Below are 16,490 nucleotides of genomic sequence, written 5' to 3' on the forward strand. Positions count from 1 at the left end.
AACTTTACGTAATTAAAATTTTACCTTCATTTTTTCATCATTAACTTTGCTTGTTCCTGGTTAGTTTTATGTAACTTCTAATTATTGACACTCTATTATGGTGAGATTTTAAATCGTAGAATACCATGATTCAAAATGGACTGTCATGCTTCATCAAAAATTTATCTTGCTTAAATTGCTTTAAACAAAATCTTTATAATTTTTTTTTAAATCTCATAATTAATTTTTATGTATGTCCAATTATTATTTTTTTATTAAGATTAGTGCCGTCTCATTTCATCTAATCCTTTAGTTATTCTTAGTATATTATATTATCTTATGTGACTAATCTATTTCTATAGACAGAGGCTAAATTAATAACAAGTTAGCTACGCATTTATTTTTTCCATATTGTCAAAATTTTTATATTAGCAGACTTTATAAAATTATAAAGATATAGTTGATGAAAACATAAAAATTTTCTACGAATATGAATAATAGTTTTTAATCATAACATAAAAAGTACACATTTTTTATTACGTCTTAACTACAATTGTACTGAAAATATGTATTCTGAAACTCTAATAAATTTATGACAAGTTATTGAATAAGTTAGATAAAATTTACTATAAGTTGCTGAACAATAATTTTTCAACATAAAGTTTGAATACTTCAATGATAATACTAAGTAAAAAAATATCATTTTATACTTTTGAGTATTTTGTTTTCATACAGGACTTACGCAAAATTATGAAAAAACGAACCGCAAAGGGCGCAAAGGACACGAAGTTATAAGAGTTCGAGAGGGTTCTTGCGTAAGTCCTATCATAGTTATTTTTCTCTTTATTATTTAGATAAGACCTAATTTTAAAGAAAAAATTGTTATAAATAACTTGTATTGTTTATTACCAAACATTCATCAATGATGGAAAATTATCCTTCTCAATTCTCAAACTCTGGACATACTAATAACTCTGGACATATGGTAATTCAGAATCAATCTCTCGCTTGGGCAGAAGAGCAAGAAGGAGGTTGGAATTTTCAAGAAATACTCGGCATTTTACAGCGCAGATGGCTAATTATTTCTGGAGTTGCGGCTGTTGTAATGGCTGGTATTGTGGTTGGCTTAACACTGAATCCAACCAAGCCAGAATATGAAGGAGGTTTTCAGCTTTTAGTAGAACCAGTAAATGAAGATAGTCAAACTGTAGATGTTGTCAAAGAAGACAAAGGTTCAAATCAGTCTGGTTTAGATTATGATAGTCAAATTCAAATTCTCAGGAGTCCTGTGATTTTAGGAGATATTTTAAAGCAAGTACAAGTAAATTATCCAGATATAAACTATGATGCACTATCTCAAAATTTAAATGTTTTTCAATTAGAAAAAACAAAGATTATACAAGTTACTTATCGAGGTGATAATCCAGATCAAGTAAAAGTTATCTTGGATAAAACTGCTCAATATTATCTAGAATATAGTAAAGAAAAACGGCAAACGAAATTACGCCAAGGGCTTCAGTTTGTAGAGCAACAATTGCAAATTGCTCAAAATCGAGTAGATCAGTTGCAAAAACAACTACAAGCCTTTAAACAGAAGTACGACCTTAATGATCCGGAAACAGAGGCACAAGCTTTAGATTCGGAAAATGTAACATTGGCTGGACAAAAGCAGACCATTAATGTTCAGTTAGCACAAGCTCGTCTTAATTTAGCCCTTTTGCAAAAGCCTGATGGTGAGAAAGCTGCACTCATTAATGCTTCTTTGTATCAGCAGTTAATTAATCAAAAAAATCAATTAGATGTTCAGGTAGCTGCGGAATCTACTCGCTTTCAACCAAATAATCCCACACTTCAATCACTAAAAGAAAAGAGAGATAGCCTTTTACCTTTGATTAACCAAGAAGCAAAGCGTATTTTAGATACTAAGCGTGCTGAAATAGTTACTGGTATAAGAATTTTAGAAGTACAAAATCAGGCACTAGCAAAAAGGGAACAAGAGCTAGCACAAAAACGCCAACAGTTGCCTGTTTTGTCTCGACAATACGTTAATTTGCAAAGGAGGTTACAGGTTGCAGTAGAAAGCCTTAATCGTTTTTTATCTACTCGTGAGACCTTGCAAATTCAACGCTCGCAAACGGAATTTGGTTGGCAATTAATTCAACCACCAGTTAAACCAGGATATCCAGTTACATCGTCAAGTTTAAAACGTAATCTGATCTCTGGATTAGTAGCCAGCATTCTGACAGGAATTGGTGTAGCTTTACTATTAGAAAAATTAGATAGTACATATAATACAATCAATGATTTAAAAGAAAAAGTAAAATTGCCTGTGTTAGGGAATCTACCTTTTGAAAGGCAAATTCAAACTGAGCAAGAGCGAAATTTTGTGCAGAATATTCCTCTAATCAATTTACCTAAATATTTTTCGGAATTTTTGCCTGATTCCAATGTTGCTACATTGCAAGAAAGTAGCAATTACTCTACGAATTTCTTAGAATCTTTACGGGTACTCTATACCAATATTCAACTATTAAGTTCTGATCGCACAATTAAGTCTATCGTTATTAGTTCAGCTATGCCAGGTGACGGTAAATCTACGGTTGCTTTTAATCTAGCTCAGATAGCTACAGCTATGGGTCAAAAAGTATTACTGGTAGACGCAGATTTACGCAGACCAACAATCCATAATTTGGCAGATTTAAATAATCTTTGGGGCTTGAGTAACTTAATCTCCACAAACTTACCAATGGGAGAAGCCATACAGCAAATACCTACATTGAGTAACTTATCTGTAATTACTTCTGGGCCAATACCGCCTGATGCTACTAAATTGCTCTCATCTGAAAAAATGAAGCGGTTGATGGCAGAATTTCATACTTCTTTTGATTTAGTAATTTATGATGTTCCTCCATTAGTTGGACTGGCTGATGTAAGCTTAATTGCACCACAGACAGATGGTATTTTGATGGTTGTGAAGATTCGCAAAACTGAATCATCCATTTTAAGACGTGCTTTAGAAAACTTAAAAATTTCCCGCTTAAATGTTTTAGGTATGGTTGGTAATGGTGAAAAAACTCCCTTCCCTCGGTATTGATTGATACTGAAGATGACTATCTTTCAACGTACAGTATGATACAAAAAATCATGCTTCAATGAATTGCAGAATTCACTGATGAAAAATTGTCACTACTGACTTAGCTATTTTTTAGCGATTTGCCTTTGTTTATTCTCATTTTTCTGTAAAAGTCTATGGGTACTGATGAGAACTATAACAAGTAGTATCAGTTGTATCTGCCAAGGGGCCAATACCAAACTGACAAATAAACTGATGGCTGTAAATACACTTATCAAATAAGCAACTTCATCATGGCATTTTTTCGATAAATATCCGGTTACTAAACCAGTAAATAAAGGAACTAAGAACAACAAAGGCATAGCTGACTATCTCCTAAGCTAAATGTAAATTATTTATGAAGTTAAAATAAAGTTTGCTTGATAATTGTGGTTAATTTTACATCTAAAGATGTTTAAGTCACAATACTCTAAATAAACAATCAACTAGTAAAGATTCCGCAATTATTCGGTAAATAAGCTTAACATCCAGTGTTGTTAGTGCCGTAACGATTTAGCATATTAGCTTTAGATGTAACCTTTTCCAGTGAATTTCCGATGCTGAACATTCCTCAACTATTGGCAACTGAACTAGACCTCAAACCTTATCAGGTGCAGAACGCTCTGGAACTTTTGGCGGAGGGTGCAACAGTCCCGTTTATTGCACGTTACCGTAAAGAGCGCACTGGTGAGATGAATGAAATTCAATTGCGCGATTTGTTTGATAAGTATAATTACTTAACAGAATTAGAGGAACGTAAAGCAGTAATTTTAAATACGATCGCAGAACAAGGTAAGCTGACTGATGAATTGAAAGCGAAAATTACTGCTTGCCTACAAAAAACTGAACTTGAGGATTTATACTTACCTTATCGACCAAAGCGACGTACTCGTGCCACAATTGCTAGAGAGAAAGGATTAGAACCACTAGCTGAATTCATCAAATCTCTGAATACAAAAAACGGCATCTCGGCCTCTTTAGAAACAGAAGCAACCAAGTATATCTCTGAAGAAAAGGGTTTAAAAACTGCGGATGACGCTCTTAAGGGTGCATCTGATATTTTGGCAGAAGAAGTAGCAGAGCAATCTCAACTACGAGCTTATTTACGCGATTTTTTCGTAGAAACAGGAGTATTTGTTTCGCGCATTAAGGATGATTATCCTGAAGGTACAACTAAATTTGAAATGTACCGAACTTATCAAATCAAAGTCAAAAATATTGCTCCACATAATATGTTGGCTTTATGTCGAGGTGAAGCTGAAGGTATCTTGAGCTTTGACATAATCTTTGATGAAGATGTGGTACTTGGTTATTTAGAATCTCAGGTTATTAAGACAAAAGTCCGCTCAATTAGAGATTTTTATCAGGTAATGCTGAAAGATGCATTCAACCGTTTGATGAAAGCTTCCCTCACAGGAGAAGTAATTGCTGAAAAGAAAAATTATGCAGATATAGAATCAATCAAAACTTTTGAGTCCAACCTGCGAGAATTATTGCTATCTGCACCAGCAGGGATGAAACCAACACTGGCAATTGATCCTGGTTTTAGAACTGGTTGTAAAGTAGCAGTTTTAGATGAAACTGGAAAATTTTTAGAATATCAAGCAGTTTTCCCTCACCAAGGTGCGGAACAACGTATAAAAGCAGCACAAACTGTTAAAAGCTTAATTGAAAAATACAAAATTGAGCTAATTGCCATTGGCAATGGTACTGCATCTCGTGAAACTGAAGAATTTGTCGCCCAAGTATTACAAACACTAGACCGTAAACCTATTAAAGTTGTGGTTAATGAATCGGGTGCATCGATATATTCTGCGAGCAAAGTAGCTCAAGAAGAATTTCCTGATTTAGATGTGACAGTTCGGGGTGCTATTAGTATTGGCCGGCGTTTGCAAGATCCTTTAGCAGAACTAGTAAAAATTGATGCTAAATCAATTGGGGTGGGACAATATCAGCATGATGTTGATCAAAAGTTATTAAAAAAGAAACTGGATGAAACTGTAGAAAGTTGTGTGAATTACGTGGGTGTAGATTTAAACACAGCCTCTAAGGAGCTTTTAACTTTTGTTTCCGGTATTACAGCCACAGTTGCTAATAATATTGTGAGTTATCGTAATCAAAATGGCGCATTCAAAAATCGGCGACAATTGTTAAAAGTAACTAAGTTAGGGCCGAAAGCCTTTGAGCAAGCAGCAGGATTTTTACGGATTCGGGATGGGGAGAATCCATTAGATAATACAGCCGTGCATCCAGAAAGCTATCCAGTGATTGAGGCGATCGCAGCTGATCTCAATGTACCATTACATCAGGTGAGCCAAATCGCTGAAAAACTAAAAAAAGTCAACCTGAAAAAATATATCACTGACACTGTTGGTGAACCTACACTACGTGACATCCTCAGCGAATTAGAAAAACCAGGCAGAGATCCTCGCGCAGAATTTAAATATGCCACCTTTAAAGAAGGAATCAAAGAAATTAGCGATTTACAAGTAGGAATGGAACTAGAAGGAATAATTACTAATGTTGCTAATTTTGGAGCTTTTGTCGATATTGGTGTACATCAGGATGGTTTAGTACATATTTCTCAACTAGCCGATAGGTTCGTAGATGACCCCAAAAAAATTGTTAAAGTAGGGCAAGTTGTAAAAGTCAAAGTTCTAGAAGTGAATGAAAAACTTAAAAGAATTAGTTTGTCGATGAAAGCTCTCAAGCAATAGCTTCTCCATCGATAGCAGCTAAAGCTAAAATTTATCAGAAAACAGATACTAGAAAACTATGAATAAGTTTTCTGTTTGCTGATTTTCAGTTTCGCTGCATCTTAATTATCTAAATTGTGAAAAAATAATTAAAATCAACACTATCAAGAATTACTAAAACGAGCCAAATTTTTTGATCAGAGGTATACTTTGTCTGAATATGTCAAACTATGTTATTGACATCTAAAAAGCCATTTTCATGAAATAAAAACATATGAAAAAAGCAATTATCTGTGGAGTTTCCGGGCAAGATGGAGCTTACTTAGCACAGTTATTACTGAAAAAAGGATATTTCGTCTGTGGGACTTCGCGGGATGCTCAAATGTCTTCATTTCAAAATTTAGTGCGTTTGGGTATCCGCGACCAAGTGAAATTAGAATCTGTTTCACTGACTGATTTTCGCAGCGTATTACAAGTGCTAACCAAAATTCAACCTGACGAAGTGTATAATTTGGCAGGACAAAGTTCTGTCGGTTTGTCTTTTGACCAACCAGTCGAAACACTCGAAAGCATTGCCACTGGTACACTCAATTTGCTAGAAGCAATTCGGTTTATCGGTGCGCCAATTAAAATTTACAACGCTGGTTCTAGCGAGTGCTTTGGTAACACTGGCGAACAATCGGCAGATGAAACTACACCATTTCGTCCTCGTAGTCCTTACGCAGTTGCGAAAGCGACAGCATTTTGGGAAGTAGCCAACTATAGAGAAGCTTATGGCTTGTTTGCCTGCTCTGGTATTTTATATAACCATGAATCTCCATTGCGACCAGAAAGATTTGTAACACAAAAAGTGATTACAGCTGCATCTCGCATCGCTAATGGCAGTCAAGAAAAATTATATTTAGGAGATATTTCTGTTCGACGAGACTGGGGTTGGGCGCCTGAATACATTGAAGCAATGTATTTGATGTTGCAACAAAACGAGCCAGATGACTATGTAATCGCTACTGGAGAAAGCAACAAATTAGAAGATTTTGTTATAGAAGCCTTTACCTGTTTAGGTTTAGACTGGCAAGAATATGTAGTTATTAATAATAGTTTATTTAGACCTACTGACATTACATTCGGTCAAGGAAACCCAAATAAAGCTCAAGAAAAATTGGGATGGCAAGCTCAATATAAAATGAGGGACGTTGTACGTATGATGGTAGAGGCCAAGCTAAAATCTCTGTAAAAAGGATTAGCTTAATTTCTATCATTGTAAATAAAAGCAGCAGTTTCAAGTGAGGGATGAGATTGGCTGCTGCAAATGATTTATAAGAGATTAATTTTATCTAGTGGGGTGATTGGCTCGGCTATTTATATTATCTAACCAAAAGATTTTATAATAGTTGTTTAGTTAGCAGTTAATTAATTAAAAATGAGTCAATCTCATCAAATATCTCCCAGAGATAGGGATATTATATCATCGCCAATCGACCAAATTCTGAGTATTGAAAAGTCTCAAAGGATGGCAGAATTTTTTAGCTTCCTGGGAGATGCTAACCGTCTGCGGATACTTTCTGTTTTGGCACAAAAAGAACTTTGTGTGAGTAACTTAGCGACATCACTAGATATGAGTGAGTCTGCTGTCTCTCACCAATTACGTAATTTACGAGCTATGCGTTTAGTTAGCTACCGCAAGCAAGGGCGGAATGTATTTTATCGACTCCACGACAATCATATTTTTCATCTTTACCAAGCTGTAGCTGAACACTTAGATGAACCAGATTAAAATTTTAATTGTGATTGTGATGATAGCGGCTAAACCCTGGGCCATAAGTTGCTAAGAGGTTTTCGGGTGACAAGGCTATTTCAGGTTGACCAGTACAAACAACTGTTTGGTTAAGGCAAAGGACGCGATCGCAATGGCGACTTACCATATCAATATCATGCGAAACTTGTAATATCGTCCAGCCTTCTTCTTGCTTCAACTGGTTTAATAAAACATAAAAATCTGCTGCACCTTGCATATCAACTCCAGCAAAAGCCTCATCTAATACCAAAAGTTTTCGCGGCATTACTAAACAATAAGCTAGTAACACCCGCTTCAGTTGACCACCACTGAGAGTTCCAATAGGTTGGTTTCGCAAATGATAAACCCCAGTTCGTCGTAAAGCTTCTGTTATCGCCGTTGTTTTTTCTCGATTGCGTCTCCAGACTTTAGCAAACAGGGAATCTTCGGTTTTACTTTTGAGACTTTGACTTTTAATTTCATTACTCCATCCCAAACCAATTAATTCACTTACCGAAATTGGGAAACTGCGGTCAAAGATGAAATTTTGTGGCATATAGCCCAAAAAATGGCGTAAATTACCCAACTTTGCCAAGGGGCGACCAAAGATTTCGACTTTGCCAGCACTACGGGGGAGTAATTCTAAAATTGCCTTAACCAAAGTACTTTTACCCGCACCATTAGGCCCAACTATTGCCGTATCTGTTCCTTGTAATAATTCAAAAGAAACATCTCGAATAGCTAAATATTTACCCTGATATACTGTTAATCCATCTACTTTTAAAATAGTTGTCGTCATATTTTTCAGTAATTTAATTATTAATTAATTTGGTTTTGCACAATCCTATTTACAAGACGCTTCTATCGTTTTTAAATTTAATCTCATAGCTTGGAAATAATATTGCGGATCTGTCTTACCTGTTTCTAAGGAATCTAATGTTTGCAAATCTAACTTTAAATCTTGTGCCAGGCTTTTCAATAATTTATTATCGATTCCTGGTTCACTAAATAAAGCTTTAACTTTGTATTGTTTGACTGTGTTTACTACCTTCTGCACATCTGATGGCGATAATTGATCTTCGGGAATTTGGACTACAGCCACTTGCTTGAGGTTATAGCGTTGTGCCAAGTACGGATAAGCATCATGAAAAGTTACAAAAGTACAGTTTGGGTTTTTCTGTAAAGTTTGCTGAAATTCATTATTTAACTTTTCTAATTCCTGGATATAACCCGCAGCATTAGCTGTATAAGTAGCTTGATTTTGAGGATCAGCAGCAATTAACCCATCACGAATATTTATGACCTGCTGTTTTGCTAATACAGGATCTAGCCAAACGTGCGGATTACCTTCTGTATGTTCGTGTGCGTGGTCTTCTCCTTTTTCTTTGACAGTTTCGACAACTGGTGAAATTTCATTCACAGGTTTAATACCTTTACTAGCATCAATTTCAACCAATTGTGAATTTTGGGAATTTTTGACTGTGTTATCGAGAAATTCTTCCAAGCCTAAACCATTTTTCACTAAAACTTTAGCTGTAGCGATCGCTTTTACATTATTTGGTGTTGCTTGGTATTCGTGTACCTCCATACCTGGTGGTACTAAAATTTCTACCTCTGCTGCATCACCAGCCACAGCCTTAGTAAACAGGTAAATCGGTAAAAACGTTGTCACAATTTTAGTTTTGCCTAACTGTGATGATGGCGTTGATGCAGCCTCCTGCGCTTGTGGCGAATTTTCACTACTGGCTTGTAGTGTTGATTTTGATACAGTACAGCCAGCATTTAGTAAACACATTAGTAAAGCACTTAAAGCTAGAAAGCTACTTCCTCGCGTACTTTTGAGCGCAGATGCACGCTTACTACTCACCGTGTTTTCTCCTTGCAACAATAGTAATCTTACGTTTGGGAAATTTTTTGATAATGAAACTTATTCTAACAAGAATATTATAATTATTATCATTCTCAAGTGAGATTTTGCAATTTTATTTGTATAAATTACAACTCAAGATTTTGGAGTGTAACTTTTTTGCTGCTGATAAATACTTAAAAAATTCAATATTTCTTGACTTTATTTGTTAAAAAAGCTGCCTAATACTGATAAGATTTTGAGATACTTTTTTAAAAGTTGTATTCTCAGTAGCATAGTTTTATATACTACTGAAATAAAAAGTGTGAGGATAAACAAATGCGCAAACAATGGCAATACTGGCTGATTAGTTCAGCCTTTTTTAGCAGCATAGTCTCTGTCAGTGGAAATACTTTGGCAGAAGAAATATCAACTACATCAAATATAAGCACTCAACCATTTACTGAAGTTAAATCTGAAGAAATAATTGATAATAATCCTCAAGAAAAAGTAATTGCACAAGTGACCTCTGTGTCTCAGTTATCAGATGTACAACCTACAGACTGGGCATTTCAAGCCTTACAATCTTTAGTAGAGCGATATGGTTGTATTGCTGGTTATCCCAACAGTACATATCGTGGTAGTCGCGCCCTGACACGCTATGAGTTTGCTGCGGGTTTAAATGCTTGTTTAGATAGAGTTAATGAATTAATTGCTACCGCCACAAGTGAATTAGTTACAAAACAAGACTTAGCCACACTACAAAAACTACAAGAAGAATTTGCCGCAGAACTCGCAACATTAAGAGGTCGTGTAGATGCGTTAGAAGCACGTACCTCTGAGTTAGAAGCCAATCAATTTTCCACCACCACTAAACTGAGTGGAACTGTCATTATTGCGCCTATTGGTATTTTTGCAGGTGATAATGCCAATGGCGACAGAATTGATAGAGTACCTTTTTTAGGGGATAGAGTACGTCTTGATTTAAACACTAGTTTTACAGGTAAAGACCTGTTAAGAACTCGCTTACAAGCTACAAACTTGAATGCTTTATCTAGCTCAACCCTAACACCAGAGGGTGATTTGCGATTTACTGCTGGTACTTTTAGCACTGACAATAATAATGAAGTGGCGATAGACGCACTATTATATAGCTTCCCTCTGGGTGAAAAAACAACAGTTGTACTAGAAGCCAATGCTGGTGCTGCGGATGACTTTACAAATACAGTCAATCCCTTTTTTGACGGTGACGGTGATTTTGGTGCTTTGTCTAACTTTGGTACACGCAACCCTATTTACTATCCCGTTGCTGGTTCGGGAATCGGTGTTAGACACGAGTTTAACGATAATTTAGAACTGACACTGGGATATTTAGCCAGCACATCTAACGACCCTACACCAGGAAATGGTTTGTTTAATGGAGCTTATGGTGCAATTGGTCAATTAACTGTCAAGCCAATTCAAGGTTTAACCCTTGGCTTTACTTACGTTAATTCTTATAACGCTGACTTGGGTGCTGGTAGCAACCTGGCAAACTTGCGTACTGCTTTGGCCAGTAACCCAGTTTTAGTAAATGCTTTAGGAGGAGTTGACCTACCAATTTCTAGCAACTCCTACGGTATCCAAGCATCTTTTCAACTTAGCCCAAAATTTGCTATTGGTGGCTGGGTTGGCTATACCAACACCCGCACACTTTCGGAAGTGGCTACAGTAGGCTTAAATATACCTCGCGGTGAATTAGACATTTGGAATTATGCTGTTACACTGGCATTCCCAGATTTGGGTAAACCCGGTAGCGTTGGCGGTATTATCGTGGGGATGGAACCGAAAGTTACTGGTGCTAGCCAGGGAATTAGAGATGCAGTTGGTACAGATCCTGATACCTCACTACACATTGAAGGCTTTTACCAGTACAAACTCAGCGATAATATCACCATTACTCCTGGCGTAATCTGGTTGACGGCTCCAGATCACAATAACAACAACGACGATATTGTGATTGGTACGGTACGCACCACGTTCACTTTCTAAATTATTCTCAAACAATCACCAGAAGTAGAGATTTAGCAATGCTACGTCTCTACTAGAACAACCTTAAATAAAAAGACCAGCCTCCCACAGCCGGTCTATCAAATGTTGTTTCGCGTTGTCTTCTCAAGAGAGTTAAAACCCAATTGCGCGTTCCCAAAAATGCAACGGGCAACTTTTCTTAACAATATTGTAACAGCCAACACAGTTTTTTCTTAAAAATTTACTGAAAAAAGATATGAGCTATCTAGATTGCCTTCTATCTTTCTGAATAATTCACAACTACCGCAAGATAGAGGGGGGAAGAAGTGTGAAGTATGAAGTGTGAAGTATGAAGTATGAAGTGTGAAGTGTGAAGTGTGAAGTGTGAAGTGTGAAGTGTGAAATATTATCCTTCTGCTGTTTGACCATTGACTAAAAAAGGGTTAGTGGTTATTGGTGTGGGGTGTGGAGGGAAAGAGTAAGCTATTTTTTTACCAGTGCGAATTCCAGCCCTCACTCCCACCCCTACACCCTACACCCCACACCCCACACCCCACACCCTTCTTCTTGACTATTGACCATTGATAAATTGCGGTTTCCCCCAAAGGATGCGCTCTTGTTTATAAATGGCAATTCCGGGTTTGGCTCCTTTGGGTTTATAGACGTACTTTGGCTGGGTATATACTACTGGTACTTGGTCGCTTTGACGCGCACGGCTGTAATAGGCAGCGAGGTTAGCGGCAAATTCTAAGTCGCTGGCTTCTGGGACTGCACCAGGTTCTAGGCGCATTAGTAAATGGCTTCCGGGAATTTCTTGAGCATGAAACCATAAATCATAATCTCCTGCTACCCGAAAAGTTAAATAGTCGTTTTGCCGATTATTGCGCCCGATTAAAATCTCAAAGTTGTTGGGCGTGCGGTAACGATGGAAGTTGGTGTTGGCAGATTCTTCTGTGCTGCGGTTGCGATATTCTGGGTCTTCTAAATACTTTTGTCCAATTAATTCATCGCGGATTTCTTCTAAGGCTTGCAAGTCTTCGGCTGTTTGATAACTTTCAATTTGCGCGATCGCAGCTTCTACTTGTTCTAAATACTCAATTTCTGATTTTACATCTAATAGTAACGGTTCCACAGCAGAACGGGCGCGTTTAAGTTTTTGATGCTGCTTATAAAGACTTTGAGCATTCTGTACAGCATTTTTATCTGGCTGGAGGGCGATCGCAACTGGTTCATCTGTCTCAAAATCAGGTAGGGTAATTTCTTTCATCCCTGGTTGCCAATTTTGTAAGTTCGCCATCAATAAATCAGCTTTTTGGCGATAATCATCAGCTTGATCTGATTGCTGCAAGCGTTCTGTAAATGTTTGCGCTTTGATTTGCAACTTAGCCAAAATATTATTTAATTTCTGGCTCAATTGATGGCGTAGTTGGGTAAATACCTGTTGATTGAGTTGGTCAGTATAATACTTGTTGAGTAAGGATTGCGTATCTTTAGCTGGTGCGATCGCACCCCAACCCATGACTGTATATCCGGTTGCTGTCCAAGCTGGTTGAAATTTACCTAAATCTAAAGCTTGTAACCATTCTTGCCAATGTTGAAATAATTTGTTCCAATCCTCAGCAGTCAGTTTATCAGTCGTTGTCTCTGCTGGGATGTTAGCTGCTAGCAGCATCGAATTTACTAGTGCTGCACTTAAACCACTATAACTTTGAATTAGTTGACGCTTGATTGCACCCGGAACTAAGCTCACCCTTTCTTGCCAACGGATTTGAGATTCGCTCAAACTAGGAACTGGGCCTGTAAGTTTAGGCGGAATTTCATAAGGCTGCCCAGTTTGAATTGGACGCACGCTCGATTGTTGCTCGCTAACTTGATGGGCAGCAGTAATGATGAAATTATTGGCATCGGTGAGAATGACATTACTGTATTTGCCCATAATCTCTACATATAAATGATAGAGAGCGTTTTCTCCCGGACGACGAGCAAATTGTAAATCAATAGCGCGTTCCCAAGGTGCGATCGCTTCAATTGCCACTAAAGCCAAACCACTCAATTGATGTACTAGTTGTTGGCTAAAGGTAAAAGTATCTGGTAATCGTGGCGGCGGATCACCTATACAAATGCGTGCAGCTTGGGGATGCCAAGAAATTTCCAGCCATCCCCGTTGTTTTAAGGTACGTAAAGCCACAGCAATAGTATGGCGATCGCGCTGATAGACTTGTTCTAAACGCGATGGCAGCCAGTAAGCGCGGAGTTCGCTACAAGTAGCTGTGAGAGTGGTTAAGTCAACTGGTTGCACAAAAATAAGCCATTAGCGTTCAAAGGTCGATGCTCAGTATATGCTATCGTGTCTGGCTGAGTCTGATCATTATAAGAAAAAGCGATCGCTGTTGATAAATGCGATCGCTATTGTCCTAGCAGTAATTTTAAATTGTCTTGTCTGTTGACAAAAATCTGCTTATTGAATAGCTGCCTTTTTTCTTTTCAACGCTGCTACGCCTGTCATACTGGCAACGAAGATAGCACCGAGAGTAGTAGGTTCTGGGACTGACTGAGAAGTACCCACTTTAATTTGAAAAGCCAGATTAGAACGACTAGGTGCAGTGCCTACCCAGCTAAGTGCTGTTTTGCCAGTTAAAGTGAACGGAGTAGAAATTCCAGCCAGATGAAGATAATCTAAATCAGCAGTAGTAGTAGCTGATGATGCTAGGTTGCCTAAAGCTGTACCATTGAGGATTAAATTAGTTAAAGCAACACTATTTTGCAGGTTATTACCACTACCTTTATTAGCAAAGGTACGGAAAAAGATATCTGTAACAGGGCCACTAAACTCTTGAGTTACTAATTGAAATGTTTGGCTGGTATCAAAGACTTTGTAAGTGACTTTGCTACCTGTATATTCCAAGCTAAAATCCCAGACTTTGCTGTTACCCCAAGTAAAATCAGCTTTAGCTACAGGTAAACCCGCACCAACGGTAGCTCTCACATTTCTATTGATGCCAATTTCACGTTCGCCGTTTCCACCAGTACCGTTGTTACCAATTCGGCCCTCAGCAACGAATAACTCTTTAAAATCTCCCTTATCCAGAAGCAAGTTAAAATCTGTATCGTCAAAATCTGAGTCAGCATCTTGGGAGGTCAACGGAACAAGTGACACAGCTTTTGCTGGGTGAGGCGCAATGAATAAACCTAAAGCTACTAATCCAAAGGTCAAAAATAATTTTCTATTTCTTCTAAGCTTGTTGAAAGCTGGCATAGTTTCTCCTGGTAGCTTACACCTAATTGATTTCAATGTTTTGCAAACACAAACAAATTTAGCGTTGCTGAATCGAGGTATAAAAATCAAAAATTCCATCTATCAAACTCTTACTCTCTGCATCTTTGCGCGGCAGTCGCTACCCTGCGGGAACGCTTTCAGCGAAGAAGTCTGGGAACCTGCCCAACGCGCTGCTTTGCCTCTGCGTGAGACAAATTCATACTTTCAATCTCCAACGCCACAAATTTAGTATTAAAAGATTACAAATTTTAAATTAATTAGTATAAATTAGTTTCGGTAACAAATGTAGTTTTATGTATTGATTTTGTCTTATCAGGATAAAATATAGTCTGCTACGCTGTCTAGACTTAAATTTGATTTTAATTAAAAATTAATATAAATACCAAAATTCACTCTTTTTTCTGTAGATACTTACGTACAAATACAAGATTTAGCTGATCAAATATATTGATATTAAAAAGTTTTTCTAGATATTTTGAAGACTAAGCAAATAAAAAAATGGGTAAAACAAGATTAGTTTTACCCATTCCCTTTAATCCAAGAAAGCAAGTTGGTTATTTGGCAAGCAATACTGGTTCTTTAACGGATGGCTGCATAATTCGGATGTAAAGTTCACTTAACTGAGTAGCTACGCCATCCCAACTAAATTTAGTTTCAACGCGCTTTCTACCAGCCTCACCCAATTTATCCCGCCATTGGGAATTCAACAGAATTCTATCAATCGCATTTGCAAATGCTGGTACGTTTTGCGCTGGTGCTAATAAACCCGTCTCTTCATGAACTACTGTAAATTGAAGTCCACCAACATCACTAGCGACTACAGGTGTACCACTAGCCATTGCTTCAATTGCTACAAGTCCGAAGGGTTCATAGTGGCTAGGAACAACGCACACATCAGCAGCAGCGTAGTAAGTCGGTAAATCTTCACTCAGACGACCAGGGAAGATGGAAGAGCCTGTTTGTTTAGCATCTACATAGTTCAGAGTTTATATATCTAAAATAAATTTTTGAATATATTAATCAACCCAGCTACAACTTTTGCATCTGCCTTGCAAAAGTTATAGCCAAGCTTTTCAGGAACACACTAACCGTCTCTCTTTACAATCTTCTCATTAAACTAGAGAATTTTTCATAGAAACTTTATCGAAATTAGATATATTTATTGCAATTTCTTCTATTTTATTAATTTGCTTATTGTCGTGCTTTTCAGCAAGGTGTTTATCCATCAAAGCGGGAACTTGTGAGGCTTGAATGCGGCTATAGCGAGTCTTATCAGGCATGACTAAATTAGGCCCAGCTTTGCAGTTTTTCATACAGCCTGTTCCTTTGATGGTAACTTGGTCTTCTAAACCGCGATCGCTCAAAGCGGCCTCAAAAGCTTGGCAAACCTCCTTACCACCACGTTTCCAACAATCCGACTTTTGACAAACTAAAATAGTCTGTTTTGGCTTGATTGATGCTTTCGGCTCATTGACTGGCACTTCCTCTAATGAAGTGCTAACCGAACTTCTACCCAAATCAGCACACGCCGCCATGACACGTTCAGCTTTCAGAGTAAATTCACCTTTTTTGGCATCATATTTTTTTATACCTACTACTTGCAAGTAAGTACCTTTTGGTAATCTCCAATCAAATGCTGCCCGTAAGTGTTTAGCTAGCTTAACGTAGCATTCACCCTCAGAAGTCTGTAATTTTAAACCTTTTAGCTTATAGCTATCTTTAATCACAAAATCTATAAATCTACCTTCCAGGCAAAATTCCGTAATTTCCCTAGTGCAGATAGTACCCATATTTTT

Annotated in this window: 11 protein-coding genes and 1 pseudogene; 6 read left to right on the forward strand and 6 right to left on the reverse strand. The window is 37.4% G+C overall.

Features of this window, described 5'->3' with window-relative positions; all coding sequences use genetic code 11:
- Positions 1-904 precede the first annotated feature (904 nt).
- The 4 genes from H6G69_RS10195 to H6G69_RS10215 all read left to right on the forward strand — a co-directional run bounded on the left by H6G69_RS10195 (position 905) and on the right by H6G69_RS10215 (position 7,561).
- Positions 905-3,073, forward strand: a complete 2,169-nt coding sequence (locus tag H6G69_RS10195) for a polysaccharide biosynthesis tyrosine autokinase (RefSeq protein ID WP_190685790.1) — start codon at positions 905-907, stop codon at positions 3,071-3,073.
- Positions 3,074-3,648: 575 nt separating this feature from the next.
- Positions 3,649-5,808 carry a Tex family protein gene (locus tag H6G69_RS10205; protein WP_190685459.1) on the forward strand — a complete coding sequence of 720 codons (2,160 nt, stop codon included), beginning with the start codon at positions 3,649-3,651 and terminating at the stop codon, positions 5,806-5,808.
- A 253-nt stretch (positions 5,809-6,061) separates the two neighbouring features.
- Positions 6,062-7,021, forward strand: coding sequence for a GDP-mannose 4,6-dehydratase (locus H6G69_RS10210; protein ID WP_190685462.1), 960 nt, complete (start codon positions 6,062-6,064; stop codon positions 7,019-7,021).
- A 276-nt stretch (positions 7,022-7,297) separates the two neighbouring features.
- Positions 7,298-7,561 carry an ArsR/SmtB family transcription factor gene (locus tag H6G69_RS10215; protein ID WP_397326915.1) on the forward strand — a complete coding sequence of 88 codons (264 nt, stop codon included), beginning with the start codon at positions 7,298-7,300 and terminating at the stop codon, positions 7,559-7,561.
- Positions 7,562-7,565: 4 nt separating this feature from the next.
- Here the strand turns inward: H6G69_RS10215 and H6G69_RS10220 are convergent, their stop codons facing one another.
- Together H6G69_RS10220 and H6G69_RS10225 are read right to left on the reverse strand one after the other, a co-directional pair.
- Entirely contained in the window at positions 7,566-8,360 is a 795-nt protein-coding gene (locus tag H6G69_RS10220) for a metal ABC transporter ATP-binding protein (RefSeq protein WP_190685468.1), read from the reverse strand.
- 45 nt (positions 8,361-8,405) lie between these two features.
- Positions 8,406-9,356 carry a metal ABC transporter substrate-binding protein gene (locus H6G69_RS10225; RefSeq protein WP_190685793.1) on the reverse strand — a complete coding sequence of 317 codons (951 nt, stop codon included), beginning with the start codon at positions 9,354-9,356 and terminating at the stop codon, positions 8,406-8,408.
- Positions 9,357-9,746: 390 nt separating this feature from the next.
- On the opposite strand from H6G69_RS10225, the gene H6G69_RS10230 reads away from it, so the two are divergent.
- On the forward strand, positions 9,747-11,438 hold the full coding sequence (locus tag H6G69_RS10230) for an iron uptake porin (RefSeq protein WP_190685470.1): 1,692 nt from the start codon (positions 9,747-9,749) through the stop codon (positions 11,436-11,438).
- Positions 11,439-11,988: 550 nt separating this feature from the next.
- On the opposite strand, the gene H6G69_RS10235 is transcribed toward H6G69_RS10230, so the two are convergent.
- A complete protein-coding gene (locus tag H6G69_RS10235; protein ID WP_190685473.1) occupies positions 11,989-13,716 on the reverse strand; it encodes an NFACT family protein in 1,728 nt (575 codons plus the stop codon).
- A 159-nt stretch (positions 13,717-13,875) separates the two neighbouring features.
- A complete protein-coding gene (locus H6G69_RS10240; protein ID WP_313950518.1) occupies positions 13,876-14,574 on the reverse strand; it encodes a choice-of-anchor W domain-containing protein in 699 nt (232 codons plus the stop codon).
- A 22-nt stretch (positions 14,575-14,596) separates the two neighbouring features.
- On the opposite strand from H6G69_RS10240, the gene H6G69_RS10245 reads away from it, so the two are divergent.
- On the forward strand, positions 14,597-14,923 hold the full coding sequence (locus tag H6G69_RS10245) for a hypothetical protein (RefSeq protein WP_190685827.1): 327 nt from the start codon (positions 14,597-14,599) through the stop codon (positions 14,921-14,923).
- 325 nt (positions 14,924-15,248) lie between these two features.
- Here the strand turns inward: H6G69_RS10245 and H6G69_RS10250 are convergent.
- Together H6G69_RS10250 and H6G69_RS10255 are read right to left on the reverse strand one after the other, a co-directional pair.
- Positions 15,249-15,644, reverse strand: a pseudogene (locus tag H6G69_RS10250) (glycosyltransferase); the annotation flags it as partial.
- Positions 15,645-15,806: 162 nt separating this feature from the next.
- Positions 15,807-16,484, reverse strand: a complete 678-nt coding sequence (locus tag H6G69_RS10255) for a (2Fe-2S) ferredoxin domain-containing protein (protein WP_190685479.1) — start codon at positions 16,482-16,484, stop codon at positions 15,807-15,809.
- Positions 16,485-16,490: the final 6 nt, after the last annotated feature.

Origin of the sequence: Nostoc sp. FACHB-110, from assembly GCF_014697425.1 — a bacterium.
Taxonomy (GTDB): domain Bacteria; phylum Cyanobacteriota; class Cyanobacteriia; order Cyanobacteriales; family Nostocaceae; genus Nostoc_B.

Coding starts and splice junctions, on each gene's coding strand:
- H6G69_RS10195 (WP_190685790.1), top strand. CDS start 905: ATGGAAAATTATCCTTCTCAATTCTCAAACTCTGGACATACTAATAAC.
- H6G69_RS10230 (WP_190685470.1), top strand. CDS start 9,747: ATGCGCAAACAATGGCAATACTGGCTGATTAGTTCAGCCTTTTTTAGC.
- H6G69_RS10205 (WP_190685459.1), top strand. CDS start 3,649: ATGCTGAACATTCCTCAACTATTGGCAACTGAACTAGACCTCAAACCT.
- H6G69_RS10255 (WP_190685479.1), bottom strand. CDS start 16,484: ATGGGTACTATCTGCACTAGGGAAATTACGGAATTTTGCCTGGAAGGT.
- H6G69_RS10245 (WP_190685827.1), top strand. CDS start 14,597: ATGAATAAACCTAAAGCTACTAATCCAAAGGTCAAAAATAATTTTCTA.
- H6G69_RS10210 (WP_190685462.1), top strand. CDS start 6,062: ATGAAAAAAGCAATTATCTGTGGAGTTTCCGGGCAAGATGGAGCTTAC.
- H6G69_RS10215 (WP_397326915.1), top strand. CDS start 7,298: ATGGCAGAATTTTTTAGCTTCCTGGGAGATGCTAACCGTCTGCGGATA.
- H6G69_RS10220 (WP_190685468.1), bottom strand. CDS start 8,360: ATGACGACAACTATTTTAAAAGTAGATGGATTAACAGTATATCAGGGT.
- H6G69_RS10225 (WP_190685793.1), bottom strand. CDS start 9,356: ATGTGTTTACTAAATGCTGGCTGTACTGTATCAAAATCAACACTACAA.